The following is a 20,835-nucleotide window of genomic DNA, read 5'->3' as shown; positions in this document are numbered from 1 at the left end:
TGAATACAGACTATGCAACTCAGTAATTTAGAAAGCGTTCCAGGGCATCACATCACTAGACAGCTGGATGTCGTCTATGGCAGTACAGTCCGCAGTAAGCACGTTGGTCGTGATTTTATGGCAGGGCTGAAAAATATCGTGGGCGGTGAACTGAAAGGTTATACCGAACTGCTGGAGGAATCCCGTCAGGAAGCAATGGACCGTATGATTCAAAAAGCACAGAGCATGGGTGCAAATGCAATTGTCGGTATCCGTTTTTCAACCTCCAATATTGCTCAGGGTGCATCAGAACTGTTTGTTTACGGCACAGCGGTCATTGTAGAACCCAGCAGACCACACTTACCCGATCCATTTCCAGCAGGATAATACAACATGGATGGGTTAATTTTTAAAATCGTCCTGACGCTTGTTCTGTTCATCATCGGGTGGGCTTTTGGTCGTCATATCGAACACAAACATCTGAATGAGCTTGAACACAAAGAACAGGCGCTGGCGCACATCCGTATTGATACCAATAAATTTCAGACCTCAGAGCACCCAGGTCTGCTGATCGAAAGCAATGTGGTCATTTCGCATGATTATTTCAAATATATCATTGCTCAGATACAGAATTTCTTTGGTGGTCGTTTGACGACTTATGAAAGTGTGGTTGATCGGGCACGGCGAGAGGCCGTTGTACGTTTAAAACAGAAAGCAATGGATGCAGGCGCGACACAGATTATGGGCTTACGTTTAAGTACCACTGAACTGGGCATGCAGGGCGGAATGGTAGAGGTCTTTGCTTATGGCACAGCCATCCAGAAACCGTACTCCTGAACATATACAGCCCTGGAGCATGCAGATATCCACACTGAAATGAATGAATCACTTTCGCTCAGGTATGGATAAGCTGCCAATATCAGGAAATATTCGGGGTTAAAATGAAATGGTTGCTGATTAACGAGCCATTTCACATACCCATTTTCCTTTTTTCTCAGTACAGCTTTGCATAGTCAAAGGATAAGGTGTCAGTTCTGTCTGGTGAAAACCCTTCTGATCAAAACGGATTACCGACTGGTAAGTCCCATCATCCATTTTTACTTCCAGACCCTGATCGTAAATGCGATACATGGTATTACCAACAGCTTTTCTGAAACCATCAAAATAATGGAAGTTGATCTGATTGTTCTGAATGCTTAGAAAACCAATCCCACCATAATACTGTGACTGATGATTACGCATGTCGATGATATGTACACTGTGGTCAGCGTAAATAAAACGCCCCACTTCTTTTAACCAGCTGCTGTTTAAGATGGTCAGCTGATCAGAAAAAATATGACCATTGAGCAGAATACAGCGTACAGGACACTTAGCTGCATCTGCCGAAGGTGTTTTTAAGTACTGTTGATGGTTCAGTATTTCAAAGCGATAAGGAATCTGACGGGTATCCAGCTGTGCAGTCGGTAAACGCTGATCAGTGCTTTTAGCAGAAGTCCTGGCTGATTTCTTAGTATCGTAAAATTCAGTTTTCAGCCATTTTTCCGCATCAAAAAAATGCTCACGGGGTCGCCAGCCCTGCTTCTCTTCGTCCGATGGTTCTGCATAAGCCCATGCCTGCGCAGCCTGTTGCTGTACCTGTCTGGCATGGGAACTGACTGAAAATATCAGAATGCACAGGCAAAGAACCAGATGCTGAGATAATCTGAACTGATGCTGAATCAACACTGCCTGTCCACCCTGCGCAATGTGCTAAAAATAAAGACTGAAATAAAATAACTTACAAAGACTTATTTAACTTTCATTTTTCGGATCATTTTATATAAGGTCGTTGGTGATAAACGGGAAACCAGTACACCCAGTTTTTCTTTGCGACCACCAATCACGATATATTCCTCACCTTTCATCAGGGCTGCAACCGTCTGTTGAGCGAAGTCCTCAGCATCCAGACCATTTTCAATAGCTTCGTCCTGATGCCCCTGTGGTTTACCCTCACCATCCAGCGCATTGAATGACACATTGGTACGTACAAAACCTGGAAATATAACCGAGACATTGACACCATTCTGTGCCACTTCAGCCCGCAGACTGTTTGCCCACATGTGGATCGCGGCTTTGGCTGCTGAATAGGATGCCCGATACTGTGTTCCAAGCAACCCTGCCACGCTTGAGACAAATGCAATACGACCAGATTTCTGAGTCAGGAATGTCGGCAGAACCAGTTTTGTTAAAAAAACCTGTGAAAAATAATCCACTTCCATAATGGCACGTTCAGTCTGCATGGTCGTGTCAGCAATCAGTGCCCGCTGGCTTAATCCCGCATTATTGATCAGCAGATCAATACGCCCCTTCTGAGCCAGCACCTGTTCATAAGCATGTCTGACCTGACTTTCACTGGTGATATCTGCCGCTACAGATATATGACGTTCAGGATGCATTAATGTCACACGGACATTTTCCAGCTCATCCAGACGACGGGCTGTCAGTACAACCTGTGCGCCCTGCAAGGCACATTCCTTTGCCAGTGCTTTACCCAGTCCCGAAGATGCACCCGTAATCCAGACAACCTGTCCTTCCATCATCTTAATTTCCTTATATTTTACCGTTAAACCTGATGAATGAATTTAACAAAGTGTTCAGCATAATGCTTCGTTTTTTCTATATTTTTCGCGTCAAATTCATCGGCAACTTTTTCAAGCCGTTTATAACCTGTACTGGTCACCATATTGATGACACCGTTCAGCGTTTTATCGACCACAAAATTAAACTTCAGTAATGTTTTGGGATCACGGATAAACTCAGAAACCCCTAAGTCCACAATCTGAATCAGATTTTTAATTGTAGCCGGAAACACCTGTGCATTTCCCTCAATCAGCTTCTGAATATTAGTGTACGCCTGCTCACCCAGCTGATTGTCCAGCTGATAATACATCACCACCTGCTCGGCATCAGAAGGTTCAAACTTTTTCAGGATATGATTGGCAACCGGTTTTAAACGGTCATTGCTGAAAAATGAAATTGACCACGGCATGTATTTCTTGAGTGCGCCCTCAATCTGGTCAAAAATCTGTTCTGCTTCTTTAAGTTTTTTCAGGCTTTCAGGCGTCAGATCCTTGTTACTGCGCTGTTCATTCAGCAGCTTACCGAACACCTGATCCAGCACCTGACAGGACATATCTGTAAATGCCTTGCCCAGACGTTTTGCCACGTCCTGCTTTTCACCATGATTAAGATGCTGGGTTATTTCCACCAGCTCGCGATATGTATTCTGATTTATCAGCAGATCAATTTTATATGTCATTTATATGTACAACCCTTTGACTGATTTTATTTGAATAATTGTTCCATGCTCAGCATCTTAGCAAAGCACTCTTATGGCTTCATTGTCTTTTTCAACCTATTACATAAATTAATATTTTTTATAAAAACACTCTGAATCAACTGCATGCCCATTCCTGTTGTAATTCTGCCCTCATGATGATGCACTGGTGTAATTCACAAAGCCTGGAACAGACAGAATACCGGCACAGACTGAGACATGATTAAAAATCAGTACTGGAGCTGTCCGGAACAACATCGTCTGCAAATATTTTGCTACAATAGATGCAATTTTTTACTCACTTTTGAACTGTTTTTACTATGACTGATTCAGCGCAAAATATTGCTACGACCTACGATCCGACTGAGATCGAAAAAAAATGGTACCAGACCTGGGAAGAGAAAGGCTACTTCAAGCCATCCGGTGAAGGTGATTCATTCTGTATCATGATTCCGCCGCCGAACGTCACTGGCAGCCTGCACATGGGTCATGGTTTTAACAATGCCATTATGGATGCGCTGACCCGTTATAACCGTATGTCTGGCAAAAATACCTTATGGCAACCAGGGACAGACCATGCGGGTATCGCAACCCAAATGGTGGTTGAACGTCAGCTTGGTGCGCAAGGTGTCAGCCGTCATGATCTTGGTCGTGAAAAATTCATCGAAAAAATCTGGGAATGGAAAGAACAGTCAGGTGGCAATATTACCAACCAGATCCGTCGTCTGGGTTCTTCTGTAGACTGGTCACGTGAACGCTTCACCATGGATGAAGGTTTATCAAATGCAGTAAAAGAAGTCTTCGTTAAATTACACGAAGATGGTCTGATCTACCGTGGTAAACGTCTTGTAAACTGGGATCCTAAACTACAGACCGCCCTTTCTGACTTAGAAGTTGAGTCTGATAAAGAAGAACAAGGTTCACTGTGGCATTTCAAATATTTCTTTGAAGATAAATCACTGCGTACCCACGATGGTAAAGATTACATCGTAGTTGCAACCACTCGTCCTGAAACTCTGTTAGGTGATACTGCTGTTGCAGTTGCACCTGATGATGAACGCTATGCACCATTGGTCGGTAAAAATATTATCCTGCCAATCACAGGTCGTGCAGTTGCGATTGTCAAAGATGAGTATGTAGACAAAGAATTCGGTACAGGCTGTGTAAAAATTACCCCTGCTCATGACTTCAATGACTATGAAGTGGGTAAACGCTGTGAATTGCCAATTATCAACATTTTCAACAAAAATGCTGAAATTCTGGCTGAATTTGAATACATCGCGAAAGCGGGCGAACAGATTTCTAAAACCATCGCAGCACCTGCTGATTATGTTGGTTTAGAGCGTTTTGCTGCACGTAAAAAACTGGTTGAACAAGCTGAAGCTGAAGGCTGGCTGGATCAAATCCAACCGTACACATTGAAGCCACCTCGTGGTGACCGTTCAGGTGTAATCGTTGAGCCGTTATTGACAGACCAGTGGTATGTAAAAATTGCGCCACTTGCTGAACCTGCAATCAAAGCGGTGAAAGATGGCGACATCAAATTTGTACCTGAGCAATACAGCAACATGTACATGGCTTGGATGAATAACATTCAGGACTGGTGTATTTCACGTCAATTGTGGTGGGGTCACCGTATCCCTGCTTGGTACGATGCTGAAGGCAATATCTATGTCGGTCGTAACGAAGAGGAAGTTCGTGCGAAGAACGACATCGCTACTGATGTTGAACTGAAACAGGACGAAGACGTTCTGGATACATGGTTCTCATCTGCACTTTGGACATTCTCAACTTTAGGCTGGACTGGCGATGCTGAGAAAGATAAAGAAAACTATTTCTTAAATACGTTCCACCCAACTGACGTACTTGTGACTGGTTTTGACATCATTTTCTTCTGGGTTGCACGTATGATTATGTTTACGCTGCACTTCATGAAAAATGAAGATGGTACACCACAAGTTCCGTTCAAAACTGTGTATGTACATGGTTTAGTCCGTGATGGCGAAGGTCAGAAAATGTCTAAGTCTAAAGGTAACGTCCTTGACCCATTAGATTTGATTGATGGTGTTGATCTTGAAACTTTGGTACAGAAACGTACCACTGGTTTGATGAACCCGAAAACTGCGCCAAAAATCGAAAAAGCGACCCGTAAAGAATTCCCTGAAGGGATTCAGGCTTATGGTACAGATGCGGTTCGTTTCACATTCTGTGCATTGGCAAACACTGGTCGTGACATCAAATTCGACATGAAACGTGTTGAAGGCTACCGTAACTTTGCCAATAAAATCTGGAATGGTACACGTTTCGTTCTGATGAATGTTGAAGGTCAGACTGTTGGTCAGACTGCACGTCCTGATCTTTGGGAATTGCCTGAACAATGGATCGTGAGCCGTTTACAGAAAGCGGAAGCTGCGGTTCAAACTGCATTTGCAACTTATCGTTTGGACCTGGCTGCACAAGCGATTTATGAATTCATCTGGAATGAATACTGTGACTGGTATGTAGAGCTGACTAAGCCTGTTCTGAATGATGAAAATGTCGCTGAAGAACGTAAAGCTGAAGTACGTCGTGTGCTTTTATCTGTCATGGAAGCTGCGTTACGTCTTGCTCACCCGTTAATGCCGTATTTGACTGAAGAAATCTGGCAGACGCTTGCGCCTATGATCGGTATTCAAGGCGAAACCATCATGTTGGCGAAGTACCCTGTTGCTGACGAAGCGAAGATCAATGATCAAGCGGAAGCAGATATGCAATGGCTTCAAGGTTTGATTGGTGCGGTACGTAATATCCGTGGTGAAATGGGCTTAGGTAATGCACGTTTATTGCCTGTGTTGCTTCAAAACACCACTGATGCTGAAAAAGCACAGATTGCTCGTATTGAACCGTTGTTTAAAGCATTGGCTAAAGTTGAAAGCATTACTTTCCTTGCAAATGCTGAGCAACCGCCATTGTCATCATCGAGTGTAGTTGGTCACGTGTCTGTATTCGTTCCGATTAAAGGCTTGATTGATCCTAAAGCTGAATTGGGTCGTCTACAAAAAGACTTTGATAAGGTTCAAAAGCAACATGACCAGATTGCCACTAAACTAGGTAATGAAGGTTTTGTAGCAAAAGCTCCTGCTGCTGTGGTTGAGGGCGAGAAAGTGAAACTTGCTGAGTTTGCTGATCAGTTAGCGAAGATTAAAGCGAATATGGAGCAGATTGCGGCGCTTTAATTAATTAAACTATAAAAAAAGCCCATCATTGGGCTTTTTTTATGCAAAAAAACAACCTATATTAAAATAAACCTAAATAATATTGAGTTTTTAAATATGATAATACTTAATCACAGTAATAATATAGCCGATAAATATTTTGAAAGATTAAATCACTTTGGTTTGAGTATCATTGTCCCTGTAACAATAGGTCTATTTTTTGCAAAAGGCTCACATTTTAGCGCACAAGATATACAACTTGTTAGCCAGTTTTTTTTAATCATTAGCATTATTTATCTTGTAATTGACTCATCAGAATGCACAAAAAATTATAAGCGAATAGCCAAAGTATATTTTGAGAAAAATAGCCATTTAAGACTAACCCTAAAAACACTAGTTTTTCTAATTAGTTACTGCTTTTTAGGGTCATTAGCCGTTGGGTTAATTTAAAGATATGTTTTAATAGTTCGATCTAATTTGGTTGAAGACGAGAAAGTAGAACTTTCTGAGTTTACTGACCAATTAGCGCAAATTAAAGCGAATATGGAGCAGATTACGGCGCTTTAAGGTGTTGATAGAGAGATGGATCCGTAAATTTGAACAACTCCTATAAGTGATATTCTGCTCCTCAAATGATGTTATAAACATCAATATATGGAGTATTTTATGGCACGTAGACCAAGAAGAAATCATTCAAATGATTTTAAAGCTAAGGTAGCACTTGCTGCGATTAAAGCAGAAAAAACACTTGCTGAATTGAGTGCTGAGTTTGATGTTCATCAAAACCAAATTATTGACTGGAAAAATCAATTGATCTCAGCTTCCTCGCAAGCTTTCGATCAATCAAAAGCTCCAACAGAACCACCCATCGATCTAAAAAAACTACATGCAAAAATCGGTGAGCAGGCATTAGAAATTGATTTTTTAGAAGGTGTGTTGAAGAAACTGGGCCGCTTCAACCACAAAAGTTAATCGACGACTCACTTCAGATTTCAGTATCTAAGCAAGCTAAGCTGCTGAAAGTCTCCCGTGGTTGTTATTACTATCGCCCAAAACCTGTGAGTGCATCAGATCTGAAGCTGATGCGATGTATTGATGAATTACATATGCAATATCCTTTTGCAGGCAGTCGTATGATGCGTGATTTGTTGAATCGTCAAGGACATCATATAGGACGACGTCATACACGTACTTTAATGAAGAAAATGGGTATTCAGGCGTTATATTGCAAACCAAATTTAAGCCAGGCTAATCAAGCTCACCGTAAATATCCATATCTGCTCAAAGGGTTGGCTATTCAGCGCAGTAATCAAGTGTGGTCTACGGATATAACGTATATCCCTATGGCAAAAGGCTTTGTTTATTTATGTGCTGTGATTGATTGGCATAGCCGCAAGGTACTTGCGCATAGGGTATCGATTAGTATGGAGGTGGATTTTTGTATTTCGGCTTTAAATGAAGCGATTGAAAAATATGGTCGACCTGAAATATTTAATACAGACCAAGGCAGCCAGTTTACCAGTGATGCATTTATTGATGTATTGAAATCAAATGGCATTCAAATCAGTATGGATGGTAAAGGTCGATGGGTAGATAATGTGATGGTTGAACGATTATGGCGGAGCGTTAAATATGAAGAGGTGTATCTCAAAGCTTATAGCAGTGTCACAGATGCGAAAAAGCAATTAAGTGCATATTTTGAGTTTTATAATTTGAAACGACCTCATTCGAGTCTAGACAAAATGACACCAAATGAGTTTTACTATGATCAGCTACCCCAACAAAACAAGGTGGCTTAACTAGAGCGGAATATCACTTATAAATACGCTTTTAGTTGTTCAAACAAGTGGGACCACCTCTATAGTTTGATGCAAAAAATCCCCTCAGTTGAGGGGATTTTTTATAAAATTTTCCATTTTTTTTTGATAGTCTTTAAATTCTTGATTATCATTTTCTACACTTAACACATAATTTATTTTTCCTAACAAAGATAATAAATATGTAGGGTTTTTATTTCGTATTTTAGATAAATGCGACATCAAACCATATTTATTAATATAATAAATTTCTTGTCTAATTTTTTTCTTATAAGTTTTCGGAATTTTTATTCCATCATTTACGACAACAATACCAGTAATAATATTTTGAGTTTTATTTTTTCTCAATTGAGTTTTAGACTCATTTAAAGTCAAACCGAAATCACCAACAATTGATTCTACTAAACTATAAAAACCCTTTGTAATTTTTTCACCTGAAAATACTATATCATCAGCATACCTTGTATAAGTAGATTCATTTTTTTTAGCCAAATTATTTAAACGCTTATCTAAAGAAAAAAGTAGTAAGTTTGACAAAAAAGGACTGGTAGGCGCGCCTTGACCTAACCCTTCCTCATAGCAACATAGCCTTGCAAGATAAAAAGAAATTTTTTTAGGATAACCAAGTTCATTAAAATACCGAACAACCCAATTCAATGAAATACTAGGAAAGAAATTTTGCAAATCTAATTTTAAAAAATCGCGTCCTCCTATATGTGCTTTAGCATTAGTAATAATTGATTTTTTTTGTATAAAACCGTGAATATTACTATGGCAAGTACACTTCAAAAGTATATTTTTATATATCCATCTTTGGATTAATAAAAGTGAAGGGAATGGTACAACAATTTTTCTACGCCCACCTTTTTTCTTCTTAATATAAAATTCATGATAAAAACTCTCAGGCGAGAATATCATTTTATATAAAATATTTAACTCAATACCTACAAGCTTTGAAAACTGTTCAATTTCAAAAATAATAGGTAATTTTTTTTTTGACAATTTGGAAATTATTTCAAGATACTCATCAATATATTGTTCAGAAATACCAATATCTTGAAAGTAAGTTTCCCATTGTGATAATTGCATAAGATAAAAACCTATAGAGATTACTTTCTTTACTTGCTCTGTGATAAACAAAATTGATTTTGCGTAGAGCAAAAGCTATTTTGTTTATCACTGTGAATCAGCGATAGCTGTTCACGACTTAAACGAGAAAATTGATAAATTTTCGAGATTAAGTCCAGGTCATTGAGACCTTAACACTAGAAGCGACTTCACTTCAATTTGCTAATCTCTATAGGCGTATAGAGTATACAACATTACATAAGACTTCTTCTAGGTACATAAAACTCATTTAATGAAATCTTTCCTTCCCTTAAAAAATCTTTAGGTATTTGTCTGATAATAGTCTTATGTTTTTTTTGAGATAAAATCAGATAGAAACCCGATTGTGTTAACTCAATAACAGCTCCATTTGTTTTTAGTAAGTTCATTTCAGATAGTACAGATATAGTGTCTAAGAATTTTGAAAACGGTAGTATTACCCTTTGACTTAAAGAAAAAGCCTGTAATCTATAGTTAGAAGCTTTAAATAATTCAATCAAAACTCTATGCTCGATTTGTGAAAGTTTTTTCATTATGCATCCACCATAGCCCGATGAAGAATAACTGGGCGTTTAGACGTATTTTTATAATATTTCCACCAAAAAATTGGTAGGACATTATTTGGGGTATTTACATCCTGAATAGCTAAAGCAACTTGCCCATCACTGTATCCAAGACTATGAAGAGGTCTGCCTTCAAAATTTTCTAAAAATTTTGACTCTATATTCCGAATTTTTTCTTTGAAAAAATTCGCCTCGTTAACATCATAAAAACCATCTATTACTTTTTTCAAAAGTTCATGGACAACGAAAACCTCTACTTCCTCACTTTCTAGACGAGTTTTTCCAAACTCAGTACAAAAAAGCACTTTGACACATATTTCTATTTCCTGTGCACTATACTGTGACTTAATCCTTTGGATACGTCCTAGAACAGTATCCCCTGACCCTATAAAATTATCGACTAGAATAATTTTTTTATGATTAAATCCTTTTTTTGATGCCTCTTTATAAGAATGGTCATAGCGATTTACGAATAAATATCCATCCCAATCCTTTTGAGCTAAAATTGATTTCAAACTATAAATTACTGCCTGTGCGCTATCTGCACCAGAATCACCTGTCATTGCCACAATCTGTACTTTAGAGGGATCAGACTCCGTTTGTATTATATTTTCTGCCAAATCCTTCAATAACACATTATATTCAACATCTTTTATATACTTTATTTTATCAATTAGTTGCATTACTATATTTCTTGTTTCAACATCTTCACAATCAACAAATAGTAAATGTGATAAAGCTTCCTTCTTCTCACTTAACCACTGATGCTTCATGCAAATATCAAATAAGATATTAAATTCGGATCGTTCCATATAGTAACTAACCAAGAAAATAATTTTTTGTATCCAACTAAGCCAAAGATAATACAATAAAATTTTATGATTTTCATTCTAACTTTTTATTTCTTGCTCACTAAAAATATTTATATAGCGATCAAATCAATTTCATGACAGAAAAAATCCACAATATACGGTGCAATCACATGCTGTCGACGGAATTTTAGATTCATAAATTGTTTATTACGGAGGATTTTCCACATCAAGTTTTCAGCATCTGTAGCTGTGTGGTGCATAGATTTGGCAAAGACATAGAGTTACAGGTCTATCATTTTTCTTATTACCTCTCCCTAGCCCTCTCCTACAAGGAGAAGGAATATTCATTATTAAGCTGATTGACGGTATTTAATTAGATGCAACTCCCTCTCCCTTTGGGAGAGGGTTGGGGTGAGGGAAAGGTGATTTTAAGGGAGAAAAGCAAACCTTATAGCACCCCATTATTCCCCAACAACATCTCCAATCCTTTCACTTTCCCCATGTATTTCAATCGTTCTTTTTCCCACTTCACCTGCTGTTTCAACGCAGAAGTATCTTCATCAATCTGTGCATACAGATCAGAAATCTGTAGCCTCCCTTGCGCTTTACCTACCTTTATTTTGGCTTTTTCAGACCAAACCAAAGCATCAATCAGTTCAGCCAGTTGATCTGCCAGTTTCTGACTTTGACTGTCCAGTGCCATTTTATAAAACTTAAGCTGTTCATCACCTAAGCCCTTTTTATTTGAGCCATTACCCTGCTCAATCTGTATTTGTAATTTTAGTAAAGCAAACAAATCCTGCTGTTCATAGGCAGCGTTTACATGTTGAAAAATTTCTGTTTTTTCCTGTTTTTTAGCTTCATCAGGTTCACGGTCAGGGTGAATAGTTGAAGCTAATTTTAGATAGACTGTTTTTAAAGACTGCTCCGCCATTTTTTCAGCATGCTGTTTTTTATCCTGCTGTCTTTTGAGTTTAGCTTGCTCACGAAGTTGCTGATATTGCTCCTGATCCCAGTCCTCAGTTTCAACAAATACTTCATGATCATTTTGAGTGTTCAAATCAACAATATTCGTTTGATCTGCTGAGGCTTTCTTTTTCTTAGATTTATGATGTTCTAGTGATTGCTGATAGTACTGATACAGTGTATTTACTTTATCCTGCTGTTCACTGGCAAGTGATTGTGAGCTTTTTAAATACTGTGCAAGTGACTGAATTTTATTATCCAGTAACAGAGCATCTGCTTTGGAAAAGTCGCCGTGACTGAGGTGTTCCCAAAGCTGTTGTAACTGACTAAATAAAATGTTGTGTAATTCCTGATAGACTGGAATTAAATGTTTACGGGTATATTCTAAAACTTCATCTTTTGCCTGTTGCCACTTTGCCAGTTCAAGCTTCTGCTGTTCAATTTTTTCAATCAGGCGATACAGTTTTTTCTGCTGTAGACTGGACACTGTATCTGGCTGAAGAATGGTTTTTAACTCGAAAGACATAACGCATCAAAACTGAAAAAAAGGCAATCATCCCAATCTTAACCTGTTCAGCAGAAAAATAGTTGATGTACCTGGCTCAGAAGTGTTGCACCCCATGCTCCATAACTGAACTTCAGGTTAAAAATGACCACGTTTTGCATCCATCTGGAACAGAAAAAACAGCAGTTCATTTTTTACTGCCAGATACGTTCTGCTTAAACTTCTAATTCTTAATATGATATTTCAGGCAGCTTAAGCTTTTGTCCAGTCATGCATCATTTTCCGGCTGTATGGCATACATTATGCTTAATTATTCATGTGCATTAACATGTATTTTTTGAAATAAAAACTGTTTAATTCATAACCATTTAGCATTAACAAAACCCTAAAAAATATTGCTTGAGGAAATGAGTGAATCTCTATTAAGATGAAATATGACGTGTTTTTACACCTATAAAAGATGTCATTATTTTCATAAAAACTGACGGTTCAAAAAGCAATAATATTTGCAGACATAACGATACAAAAGGAGTTTTGTACATGACACATAAACGCACCATGACTTCCCTGCTTTGCGCAAGTGCCCTGATGTTAGGATTAAGTGCCTGTAGTGACAACAAAGCACCTGCTGCTGGCGAAAAAGCCCAAAGCGGCGCAGCGGCTTCGGGTACATTAGATAAGATCAAGAGCTCAGGTACGATTGTACTGGGCTACCGTGACTCCTCCATTCCATTTTCCTATATTGCAGACAACCCAAACCAGCCTGTGGGCTATGCACATGACTTACAGTTAAAAGTCGTCGAAGCGGTGAAGAAAAAACTGGAACTGCCAGACCTGAAAGTTCGCTATAACCTTGTAACCAGTCAGAACCGTATTCCTCTGGTTTCAAACGGTACGGTAGACTTAGAATGTGGTTCAACCACAAATAACAAAGAGCGTCAGCAACAGGTTGATTTCTCTTTAGGTTTCTTTGAAGTCGGTTCAAGACTGCTGACGGCAAAAGACTCTGGTGTGAAAGATTTTGCTGATTTAAAAGGCAAAAAACTGGTCACGACCGCAGGTACAACATCTGAGCGTTATATCCGTCAGCACCAGCAGGAACTGGGGATTGGAGAAATCATTTCTGCCAAAGACCATGCTGAGTCTTTCCTGATGCTGCAAAACGGACGCGCTGCTGCATTTATGATGGATGATATTTTACTTGCAGGTGAAAAATCCAAAGCCAAAGATCCGAACAAATGGGAGATTGTAGGTACTGCTCCAATCCATGAAATTTATGGCTGTATGATGCGTAAAGGCGATACTGGCTTTAAACAGGTTGTGGATGATGCAATTAAAGCAACTTACGGTTCTGGTGAAATCAATAAAATGTATGAAAAATGGTTCCAGCAGCCAATTCCACCTAAAAACATTAACCTGAATTTTGCCATGTCTGACCAGCTGAAAGCACTGATCAGTACTCCACATGACCGGGATCAGTAATTTTTTAGTCTTAATAACAATAATATAACCGCAGACAAGGGAAACGATGGATGTTTCCCTGACTCTGCCCAGGAGTTGCTATGACATATAGTTGGAACTGGGGAGTTTTGTGGCAGTCCACAGGTGTTGGAGATACCATTTACCTGAACTGGATTTTAACAGGCATCGGATGGCTTGTTGTCATTGCTGTTGTGGCATGGTCAATTGCCATGGTTCTCGGCAGCATCCTCGGTATTATGCGCACACTCCCCAACCAGACTGCCAGAGCCATCGGCACAGCCTATGTGACCGTTTTCAGGAATATTCCTCTGCTGGTTCAGCTGTTTATCTGGTTTTATGTTGTCCCGAATTTTCTGCCTGGACCCATCAAAAACTGGTGGATGAATGATCTGGGTGCAAACACCACTGCTCTGATTTCTGCAAGTGTCGGTCTTGGGCTGTTTACCGCTGCCCGCGTCTGTGAACAGGTGCGTACCGGTATTGAAGCTCTGCCTAAAGGTCAGATCAATGCAGGCTATGCAATGGGTTTTTCGACTGCGCAGCTGTACCGCTATGTTATTTTACCGCAGTCATTCCGCACGATTTTACCGCCATTGAGTTCTGAGCTGACCAACTGTGTAAAAAACACTTCCATTGCCTCGCTGGTGGGTGTTGCAGAAATTATTTCTCAGATGAAAACCATCAGTGAATATACCCAGAACACCATCGAAATTTATACCTATGTCACTGTCATTTTTATTGTGATCAATATCTGTCTGATCAGTGCCATGAATCTGCTGGAAAAAAGGCTGCGGGTTCCTGGATTAATGAGTGGAGGTAAATAATATGGAATGGATTACCTCTTTTCTTCAGGACTTACAACAGTCTGGTCCTGCACTGTGGCATGGTTTCAGCATTACCTTGAAGGTCGTGGTCATTGCGACTGTAGGTGGTATTTTTATCGGCACACTGCTTGCACTGATGCGTCTGTCTTCAAGCCGTATTTTAAATACGCTGGCACAGGCCTATGTCAATCTGTTCCGCTCCATTCCCCTGCTGCTGGTGCTGATGTGGTTCTATTTTGCTGTTCCGTTTATTTATACGGGTATCACTGGAAAATATCTGACCATTGATACTGCACTCGTTTCAAGTATTGTGGCTTTCATGCTGTTTGAAGCTGCCTATTTCTCTGAAATTGTCCGTGCGGGTATTCAGTCCATTCCCAAAGGACAGAGTGCAGCTGCCTACGCACTGGGTATGAGTTACAGCCAGTCTATGCGACTGATTATTCTGCCTCAGGCATTCAGGAAAATGACACCTCTGTTACTGCAACAGACCATTATTCTGTTCCAGGACTCCACGATGGTTTATGCCATTGGACTGCTGGATTTCTTCCGAACCAATTACGTCCGTGGAGACCTGATGTCTTTACTGACTCAGTATATTCTTTTTGCAGGACTGGTCTATTTCACCATCAGTGCCATCGCTACATTTTCAGTTAAACGGTTACAACGGAGGTTTCGTGTATGAGCGACAATAAAGTAATGATAGACCTCCAGAATGTCAGTAAGTGGTATGAAAAGTTTCAGGTTCTGACCGACTGCACCACTCAGATCTGCCAGGGTGAAGTCGTGGTGGTCTGTGGACCGTCCGGTTCAGGTAAATCGACTCTGATTAAAACGGTCAATGGACTGGAACCTTTTCAGCAGGGCAAAATTTTTGTGGATGGCATTGCAATCCATGACCCTAAAACGGACATGACCAAACTGCGCAGTCGTGTAGGGATGGTGTTTCAGCACTTTGAGCTGTTTCCGCATCTCAGCATTACGGAAAATCTGACCATTGCACAGGTCAAGGTACTGGGACGTTCTGAAGCAGAAGCCAGAAAAAAAGGACTGGCTTACCTGGATCGGGTCGGTCTGAGCGCACATGCAGACAAGTTTCCAGCGCAGCTGTCCGGTGGTCAGCAGCAGCGAGTTGCGATTGCCCGTGCGCTGAGTATGGACCCTATTGCCATGCTGTTTGATGAACCGACTTCAGCACTTGACCCTGAAATGATCAATGAAGTACTGGATGTGATGGTCGGACTGGCAAAAGAAGGGATGACCATGATGTGTGTGACTCATGAAATGGGCTTTGCCCGCCAGGTTGCCAACCGTATTATCTTTATGGATCAGGGCAAAATTGTAGAAGACTGCTCCAAAGATGAGTTTTTTGGAACACCCCGTGGTGAACGTGCCCAGCAGTTCCTGGATAAAATTCTGCATTGAGACAGTGCAAAACAGAAATACAGCAAAGGGCAGATCGCAGTATCTGCCCTTTCTCTTTTCCCCTTGGTCATTTCAGCAGACTGAAAAAAGTGCATGTTCTTCAGGCAGATTCAGAAATAGAAGAAGTCTTTCAGACCTCAGATCATTTCCATTTTCAGTCAAAGGACTGTATGCACTGAAAAATCATCAGTATCTGAATATTTTCGATGAACTGATAAAATGTATATTCATTTAAAATTAAAATACAAACGTATTTTAAATAAATTATAATTATTATTTTTCATATATTTACATTATTTAAAGCATTCTTTATGTGCGCTACTCCTGTGCATAAATTCCATAATGGTGCAGTGCTGTGCTTTATATCGGGTCTTGTTATATTTTGTCCTGAGTTGATCAATATTTCCCTCTTTGCACCCTCTTTTAGAAATCAGTGACATCGCTATACTGAATTTCATTTTGTGACACAGTGCACCTAAATGGAGCCAACACATGCAGAATATTGATTTGTTATTTCTTCTTATTGGTGCAGTCCTGGTGCTTTCCATGCATGCAGGTTTTGCATTTCTTGAACTGGGAACAGTCCGACATAAAAACCAGGTCAATGCCTTAAGTAAAATTCTGACCGACTTCTCGCTGTCTGCGATTGCCTACTTTTTTGTGGGTTATTATATTTCCTATGGTCATCATTTCTTCCAGACAGGTGCAGAGCTTGCACAGGATCATGGCTACAATCTGATGCGCTGTTTTTTCCTGCTGACTTTTGCAGCAGCTATTCCTGCCATTATTTCAGGGGGAATTGCTGAACGGGCAAAAATGCGTTCGCAAGCCATCGCAACGTTATTACTGGTCGCACTGATCTATCCTTTCTTTGAGGGCATCGTCTGGAACGGCAACCTCGGTTTACAGAAATGGCTGGAAAGTACTTTTGGTGCACCATTCCATGATTTTGCAGGTTCTGTCGTTGTCCATGCTATGGGCGGATGGATTGCCCTTGCTGCTGTATTACTGCTGGGTGCGCGTAATGGTCGCTATAAAAAAGATGGTCGTGTCAGCGCACACCCGCCCTCTTCCATTCCATTTCTGGCTTTAGGCTCATGGGTGCTGATTGTGGGTTGGTTCGGTTTTAATGTCATGAGTGCGCAGCGGCTGGATGCCATATCGGGTCTGGTTGCAATCAACTCACTGATGGCACTGGTGGGTGGAACACTGGCAGCCAACTTTGTCGGTAAAGATGACCCTGGCTTCCTGCACAATGGTCCGCTGGCAGGACTGGTGGCAATCTGCGCTGGCTCTGATGTTGTTCATCCTGTGGGGGCATTGGTGATCGGTGCAACCGCCGGTATGATCTTTGTCAGGCTGTTCACTTATACCCAGAATAAACTGAAAATTGATGATGTACTGGGTGTGTGGCCATTACATGGTGTCTGTGGTGCTTTTGGAGGCATTGCTGTCGGTATTTTTGGGCAGTCCTGGCTGGGTGGTTTAGGCGGTATTTCCATGATTTCACAGTTAGTCGGGACATTGCTTGCCATTCTGATTGCGGTTTCAGGTGGTTTCATTGTCTATGGTCTGTTGAAATGTACCCTGGGAATCCGACTTTCTCAGGAAGATGAGTTTCGTGGTGCTGACCTTTCCATTCATAAAATTTCTGCCAACTCTGAAGAAAATATGTTTTAACAGCCCTCAAGCAGGAAATTTCAACATAGGCGGCTCAAACTGAGCCGCTTTTTTATGTCCGTTGTAAATTTCATCCATTCTGTACTCAGTAAACTGACGTTCAGCATCGATGTTTAAGTCTTTTTTAAGCTGATATTGCTCAAATAACATGAATTTTCATTTCGAATAACACCATGTATGAACAACAGCGTTTTTTTCTGATTCAGGTCTGCTTATTACTGATCAGCTTTTGTGTACTTTGGGTATTTTTTCCAGTGGGTGGCAGTATTGACCTTGCTCTGATTCATCCGTGGATTAATGAAACAGGTCTGTTTCCTCTTAAAAATGACTGGTTTCTTGCAAAACTGAATCACAGCTATGTCAAAACCATGATTATTGGAGTTTACAGCCTGTTTTTTCTTTGCTGGCTGGCGTCTTTCAAAATGGAGCAGTTAAAGCCACGGCGTACAGAGTTCGGATATTTTTTCTGGGTTTCCATGCTGTGTACCATCAGTATTGGTGTACTCAAATCGCATTCTGCACATGCCTGCCCGTGGAGCATGATACTCCCCTCAGCTGAAGGATTTTACTGGGACTTTCATTCCACACAGGGACACTGTTTTCCTGGAGGACATGCTTCTGCCGGTTTTGCATTAATGACAGGATATTTTGTCTACAGGCAGAAACAGCCTGCACGTGCCGTCTTTTTTCTGATCTCAGGTCTGATACTTGGTTTTTTGATGGGATGGGCACAGATGATGCGTGGAGCTCACTTCCTGAGTCATAACTTATGGACAGGCTGGGTCACCTGGCTGATTAACTGTGTGGTTTATGCCGTTATGCTTAAAATGGGATATACAGGTGCAGCACCTGCCACGTTTATGAAAAAAATCCTATAGGAATCAAACACTGTAACAATCATCAGGATCACTATGGCTTGCTGCATCTGACAAAGAGGTACAAATAGTATACAATTCACGTTTATTGTATCTTTTAACGGTGAAACTATGCACAGTAATTTCACTGATCTGCTGAATCAGTTCTCCTCCAGTCAAAACCGGACAGTTCAGTCCTACATCATCAAAAACCAGAAAGTCTGGTTGAAAAAAGCATCCGAACGCCATTCAGGCTGGATTTATATCCCTCTAAGATGGGTCGCTGCTTTGTTTCGTCTGCACATGCTTGCTCCTGTACCGAACAGAGGAGGTATGGAAGCTATTTTATGTGAAATCAGCCGAATCAAAGAACTGCAGAAACTTGGCATACGGGTTCCACAAATCCTGGCAGAGAGTAAGTCTGCCATATTACTGGAAGATGCCGCCAATAATGGTCAGTCCAGACAGCTGGATCAGGCTCTGATGACTGCAAAAGATAAAGAATGCCGCCTTGAAATATTCAATCAGGCCGTAGCAGCAATACAGGATGTACACAGTAAAAATGCTTACTTAAGTGAAGCTTTTTCCAGAAACATTCTGGTCGATCAGAAGCTCCAGTTCAGTTTTATTGACTTTGAAACAGACCCAGGCGAAGTGCTGTCTTTACGCAACTGTCAGATCCGTGACTGGTTATGTTTTATCTTTTCAACAGCCTATCGCCTTGAAGAAAATGAACTGCAGGAAGCCAGTCAGTTTCTTTATGAACAGCTCAGCGATAAACCAAAAATTTATCATGAAATTTGCCGTGTCGGACATAAACTTCACTGGTCGATGTTCTTTAAAGTCGAAAAACTTGGCAATGATGGTCAGCGTGTCAAAAAATGCATGCTGTTTCTTCAGAAACTGGCATTACATCAACCGCTTCCAATGATTTAATCTGCTGTTGATTTAAATACTGCTGATTTAACCGTCTGTTCTGCTGCTGTCCTGTGGCAGACTGACATTCACCTGTAATCCCCCCAGCGTTTCACTGCGCTGAAAGTCAAGTGTTCCCCCTAGCCGTTCAGTAGCTTTATCCACAATGGACAATCCCAGTCCGCTGCCAATCTCAGCATGATTTAAAATACGGTAAAAACGTTTTTTGATCTGTCCATACTGGGACTCATCTATGCCAGGACCACTGTCTTCCACCTGGATGATGATCCGACTGTTTTCCTGAAATACGGACACATTGATCACCCCATTTTCAGGCGTGTACTTAATGGCATTGTCTATCAGATTGGAGATAATGGACTGCACAGCAGACTCCTGTCCCATCATCTGCACCTCTTCGGCACGTACCATGCCCAGGTCTATATTTTTCTGCATGGCAAGATGAATCAGCTGTTCAACACAGTTCACTGCAATCTGCCGGATATCTATACTTTTTGAAGTTTCAGTTTCCAGAATGGAGGCATCCTGTTTTGCCATACTCAGTAACTGACTGACCAGATGCTGAATCCTGATCAGACCTTTACTCAGATTCTGTAAGGAATCATCCTGCGGAAAATTCTGTAATAAAATACGGGTCTGTAAATTCAGTGCGGTGATCGGTGTTCTCAGCTCGTGAGCTGCATCAGCGACAAACTGCCGCTGTTCCTGCTGGGCATGGGAAATACGCTCAAATAAATGATTCATTTCCTGAATGGTCGGCACAATTTCTTCGGGATAATCTCTGGACTCTATCGCCCGAAGCTCATTTGCACCCCGGTTTGCCAGTTCCTCCCTGAAATCTTCAAGAGGCTGAAGATTCCTGCTGATGACCCAGCCAAGTCCCCACAGCGCAAAAGGCATAAACAGCAGATAGGGAATAAACATGTTGGCAGCAAGTTCCAGTGCCAGACTCTGACGCACTGAATTCTGCTGACTGATCTGAATCTGATAATCTTCCAGTGGCAAAACATAGGTATGCCAGACATCTGTCGCTGTTTTATGAGTGTAGAAGCCTGCTTTCGTGACCGGATGAACGAGCATGTTCTGTTTATGGTTTTTGTGATCCTGCGATGCATAAGACCATACATCCACGAACAGATCCTCTTCATGATAACGCCGATGATTATCAAAAGTACTCTGTACCGGTTTAGGATCATGTTCAGCAACACGCTCTGCCAGATTCCGCATCTGTGCATCCAGGATTTCATCAATTTCTTCGAGTGAAATACGGTATGCAGAAAATATCAGCAGACAGCCAAGTACCACACTGAATGCCGATACATAATAAATCAGACGTTTTTTCAGCGAATATTGCCCCTGCGGCATATTCGCTTTCATC

At 40.8% G+C, this 20,835-nt stretch carries 20 protein-coding genes and 1 pseudogene; 11 read left to right on the top strand and 10 right to left on the bottom strand.

From position 1 onward, the window contains the following. Window positions 1-12 precede the first annotated feature (12 nt). Both CDG60_RS05235 and CDG60_RS05230 read left to right on the top strand, forming a co-directional pair. Complete coding sequence (locus CDG60_RS05235) at window positions 13-366, top strand: YbjQ family protein (RefSeq protein WP_087513520.1); 354 nt, start codon at window positions 13-15, stop codon at window positions 364-366. A 6-nt stretch (window positions 367-372) separates the two neighbouring features. Further along, window positions 373-816, top strand: coding sequence for a YbjQ family protein (locus CDG60_RS05230; protein ID WP_087513521.1), 444 nt, complete (start codon window positions 373-375; stop codon window positions 814-816). Between the two features lie 120 nt (window positions 817-936). On the opposite strand, the gene CDG60_RS05225 is transcribed toward CDG60_RS05230, so the two are convergent. The 3 genes from CDG60_RS05225 to CDG60_RS05215 all read right to left on the bottom strand — a co-directional run bounded on the left by CDG60_RS05225 (window position 937) and on the right by CDG60_RS05215 (window position 3,277). Continuing rightward, on the bottom strand, window positions 937-1,704 hold the full coding sequence (locus CDG60_RS05225) for a hypothetical protein (protein WP_087513522.1): 768 nt from the start codon (window positions 1,702-1,704) through the stop codon (window positions 937-939). 62 nt (window positions 1,705-1,766) lie between these two features. Beyond that, window positions 1,767-2,558 carry an SDR family NAD(P)-dependent oxidoreductase gene (locus tag CDG60_RS05220; RefSeq protein ID WP_087513523.1) on the bottom strand — a complete coding sequence of 264 codons (792 nt, stop codon included), beginning with the start codon at window positions 2,556-2,558 and terminating at the stop codon, window positions 1,767-1,769. 23 nt (window positions 2,559-2,581) lie between these two features. Beyond that, window positions 2,582-3,277, bottom strand: coding sequence for a hypothetical protein (locus CDG60_RS05215; RefSeq protein ID WP_087513524.1), 696 nt, complete (start codon window positions 3,275-3,277; stop codon window positions 2,582-2,584). A gap of 338 nt (window positions 3,278-3,615) precedes the next feature. Between CDG60_RS05215 and CDG60_RS05210 the strand changes: the two genes are divergently transcribed. Together CDG60_RS05210 and CDG60_RS05205 are read left to right on the top strand one after the other, a co-directional pair. Further along, window positions 3,616-6,510 (top strand): valine--tRNA ligase, encoded by a 2,895-nt coding sequence (locus CDG60_RS05210; RefSeq protein WP_087513525.1) that lies wholly within the window; start codon window positions 3,616-3,618, stop codon window positions 6,508-6,510. 645 nt (window positions 6,511-7,155) lie between these two features. Then, a protein-coding gene (locus CDG60_RS05205) for an IS3-like element ISAba14 family transposase (protein WP_223155595.1) occupies window positions 7,156-8,288 on the top strand; the annotation gives its coding sequence in 2 pieces (ribosomal slippage) (window positions 7,156-7,408 and window positions 7,408-8,288; 1,134 coding nt in all). A gap of 84 nt (window positions 8,289-8,372) precedes the next feature. Here the strand turns inward: CDG60_RS05205 and CDG60_RS05200 are convergent. The 5 genes and pseudogenes from CDG60_RS05200 to CDG60_RS05180 all read right to left on the bottom strand — a co-directional run bounded on the left by CDG60_RS05200 (window position 8,373) and on the right by CDG60_RS05180 (window position 12,280). After that, window positions 8,373-9,395 (bottom strand): retron St85 family RNA-directed DNA polymerase, encoded by a 1,023-nt coding sequence (locus tag CDG60_RS05200; RefSeq protein ID WP_087514273.1) that lies wholly within the window; start codon window positions 9,393-9,395, stop codon window positions 8,373-8,375. Window positions 9,396-9,628: 233 nt separating this feature from the next. Beyond that, window positions 9,629-9,946 carry a hypothetical protein gene (locus CDG60_RS05195; protein WP_087514246.1) on the bottom strand — a complete coding sequence of 106 codons (318 nt, stop codon included), beginning with the start codon at window positions 9,944-9,946 and terminating at the stop codon, window positions 9,629-9,631. Further along, window positions 9,946-10,749: a phosphoribosyltransferase-like protein gene (locus CDG60_RS05190; RefSeq protein WP_087514247.1), complete on the bottom strand. Its 804-nt coding sequence runs from the start codon at window positions 10,747-10,749 to the stop codon at window positions 9,946-9,948. The genes CDG60_RS05195 and CDG60_RS05190 overlap by 1 nt, the downstream gene beginning before the upstream one ends. A gap of 158 nt (window positions 10,750-10,907) precedes the next feature. Beyond that, window positions 10,908-11,048 (bottom strand): annotated as a pseudogene (locus tag CDG60_RS05185) (endonuclease domain-containing protein); the annotation flags it as partial. A 188-nt stretch (window positions 11,049-11,236) separates the two neighbouring features. Next, on the bottom strand, window positions 11,237-12,280 hold the full coding sequence (locus CDG60_RS05180) for a J domain-containing protein (protein WP_087514249.1): 1,044 nt from the start codon (window positions 12,278-12,280) through the stop codon (window positions 11,237-11,239). A 519-nt stretch (window positions 12,281-12,799) separates the two neighbouring features. Here CDG60_RS05180 and CDG60_RS05175 point away from each other — a divergent pair. The 5 genes from CDG60_RS05175 to CDG60_RS05150 all read left to right on the top strand — a co-directional run bounded on the left by CDG60_RS05175 (window position 12,800) and on the right by CDG60_RS05150 (window position 17,670). Then, window positions 12,800-13,741: a transporter substrate-binding domain-containing protein gene (locus CDG60_RS05175; RefSeq protein ID WP_087514250.1), complete on the top strand. Its 942-nt coding sequence runs from the start codon at window positions 12,800-12,802 to the stop codon at window positions 13,739-13,741. A gap of 80 nt (window positions 13,742-13,821) precedes the next feature. After that, the gene (locus CDG60_RS05170; RefSeq protein ID WP_087514251.1) at window positions 13,822-14,565 is read left to right on the top strand and encodes an amino acid ABC transporter permease; all 744 of its coding nucleotides are present in this window, start codon (window positions 13,822-13,824) and stop codon (window positions 14,563-14,565) included. A 1-nt stretch (window position 14,566) separates the two neighbouring features. After that, the gene (locus CDG60_RS05165) at window positions 14,567-15,250 is read left to right on the top strand and encodes an ABC transporter permease subunit (RefSeq protein ID WP_087514252.1); all 684 of its coding nucleotides are present in this window, start codon (window positions 14,567-14,569) and stop codon (window positions 15,248-15,250) included. A 14-nt stretch (window positions 15,251-15,264) separates the two neighbouring features. Then, window positions 15,265-15,990 carry an amino acid ABC transporter ATP-binding protein gene (locus CDG60_RS05160; RefSeq protein ID WP_171405485.1) on the top strand — a complete coding sequence of 242 codons (726 nt, stop codon included), beginning with the start codon at window positions 15,265-15,267 and terminating at the stop codon, window positions 15,988-15,990. 492 nt (window positions 15,991-16,482) lie between these two features. Beyond that, a complete protein-coding gene (locus CDG60_RS05150) occupies window positions 16,483-17,670 on the top strand; it encodes an ammonium transporter (RefSeq protein ID WP_087514256.1) in 1,188 nt (395 codons plus the stop codon). Window positions 17,671-17,676: 6 nt separating this feature from the next. Here the strand turns inward: CDG60_RS05150 and CDG60_RS18125 are convergent, their stop codons facing one another. Continuing rightward, the gene (locus CDG60_RS18125; protein ID WP_160116977.1) at window positions 17,677-17,820 is read right to left on the bottom strand and encodes a hypothetical protein; all 144 of its coding nucleotides are present in this window, start codon (window positions 17,818-17,820) and stop codon (window positions 17,677-17,679) included. Window positions 17,821-17,843: 23 nt separating this feature from the next. Here CDG60_RS18125 and CDG60_RS05145 point away from each other — a divergent pair, with 23 nt between their 5' ends. After that, entirely contained in the window at window positions 17,844-18,548 is a 705-nt protein-coding gene (locus tag CDG60_RS05145) for a phosphatase PAP2 family protein (protein ID WP_087514257.1), read from the top strand. 108 nt (window positions 18,549-18,656) lie between these two features. Continuing rightward, window positions 18,657-19,460 (top strand): protein kinase family protein, encoded by an 804-nt coding sequence (locus tag CDG60_RS05140; protein WP_087514258.1) that lies wholly within the window; start codon window positions 18,657-18,659, stop codon window positions 19,458-19,460. A gap of 27 nt (window positions 19,461-19,487) precedes the next feature. Here the strand turns inward: CDG60_RS05140 and CDG60_RS05135 are convergent, their stop codons facing one another. Continuing rightward, window positions 19,488-20,834 (bottom strand): sensor histidine kinase, encoded by a 1,347-nt coding sequence (locus CDG60_RS05135; protein ID WP_227542932.1) that lies wholly within the window; start codon window positions 20,832-20,834, stop codon window positions 19,488-19,490. Between the last annotated feature and the right edge of the window lies 1 nt (window position 20,835).

The organism is Acinetobacter chinensis (genome assembly GCF_002165375.2).
GTDB lineage: Bacteria > Pseudomonadota > Gammaproteobacteria > Pseudomonadales > Moraxellaceae > Acinetobacter > Acinetobacter chinensis.
The sequence above is the reverse complement of the archived record's forward strand: the minus strand, read 5'-3'. Positions and strand labels throughout refer to the sequence as shown.

Excerpts from the sequence above, each read along its gene's own strand:
- CDG60_RS05235 (WP_087513520.1), top strand. The coding sequence starts at position 13 with ATGCAACTCAGTAATTTAGAAAGCGTTCCAGGGCATCACATCACTAGA.
- CDG60_RS05230 (WP_087513521.1), top strand. The coding sequence starts at position 373 with ATGGATGGGTTAATTTTTAAAATCGTCCTGACGCTTGTTCTGTTCATC.
- CDG60_RS05220 (WP_087513523.1), bottom strand. The coding sequence starts at position 2,558 with ATGATGGAAGGACAGGTTGTCTGGATTACGGGTGCATCTTCGGGACTG.
- CDG60_RS05215 (WP_087513524.1), bottom strand. The coding sequence starts at position 3,277 with ATGACATATAAAATTGATCTGCTGATAAATCAGAATACATATCGCGAG.
- CDG60_RS05210 (WP_087513525.1), top strand. The coding sequence starts at position 3,616 with ATGACTGATTCAGCGCAAAATATTGCTACGACCTACGATCCGACTGAG.
- CDG60_RS05200 (WP_087514273.1), bottom strand. The coding sequence starts at position 9,395 with ATGCAATTATCACAATGGGAAACTTACTTTCAAGATATTGGTATTTCT.
- CDG60_RS05195 (WP_087514246.1), bottom strand. The coding sequence starts at position 9,946 with ATGAAAAAACTTTCACAAATCGAGCATAGAGTTTTGATTGAATTATTT.
- CDG60_RS05190 (WP_087514247.1), bottom strand. The coding sequence starts at position 10,749 with ATGAAGCATCAGTGGTTAAGTGAGAAGAAGGAAGCTTTATCACATTTA.
- CDG60_RS05180 (WP_087514249.1), bottom strand. The coding sequence starts at position 12,280 with ATGTCTTTCGAGTTAAAAACCATTCTTCAGCCAGATACAGTGTCCAGT.
- CDG60_RS05175 (WP_087514250.1), top strand. The coding sequence starts at position 12,800 with ATGACACATAAACGCACCATGACTTCCCTGCTTTGCGCAAGTGCCCTG.
- CDG60_RS05170 (WP_087514251.1), top strand. The coding sequence starts at position 13,822 with ATGACATATAGTTGGAACTGGGGAGTTTTGTGGCAGTCCACAGGTGTT.
- CDG60_RS05165 (WP_087514252.1), top strand. The coding sequence starts at position 14,567 with ATGGAATGGATTACCTCTTTTCTTCAGGACTTACAACAGTCTGGTCCT.
- CDG60_RS05160 (WP_171405485.1), top strand. The coding sequence starts at position 15,265 with ATGATAGACCTCCAGAATGTCAGTAAGTGGTATGAAAAGTTTCAGGTT.
- CDG60_RS05150 (WP_087514256.1), top strand. The coding sequence starts at position 16,483 with ATGCAGAATATTGATTTGTTATTTCTTCTTATTGGTGCAGTCCTGGTG.
- CDG60_RS18125 (WP_160116977.1), bottom strand. The coding sequence starts at position 17,820 with ATGTTATTTGAGCAATATCAGCTTAAAAAAGACTTAAACATCGATGCT.
- CDG60_RS05145 (WP_087514257.1), top strand. The coding sequence starts at position 17,844 with ATGTATGAACAACAGCGTTTTTTTCTGATTCAGGTCTGCTTATTACTG.
- CDG60_RS05140 (WP_087514258.1), top strand. The coding sequence starts at position 18,657 with ATGCACAGTAATTTCACTGATCTGCTGAATCAGTTCTCCTCCAGTCAA.
- CDG60_RS05135 (WP_227542932.1), bottom strand. The coding sequence starts at position 20,834 with ATGAAAGCGAATATGCCGCAGGGGCAATATTCGCTGAAAAAACGTCTG.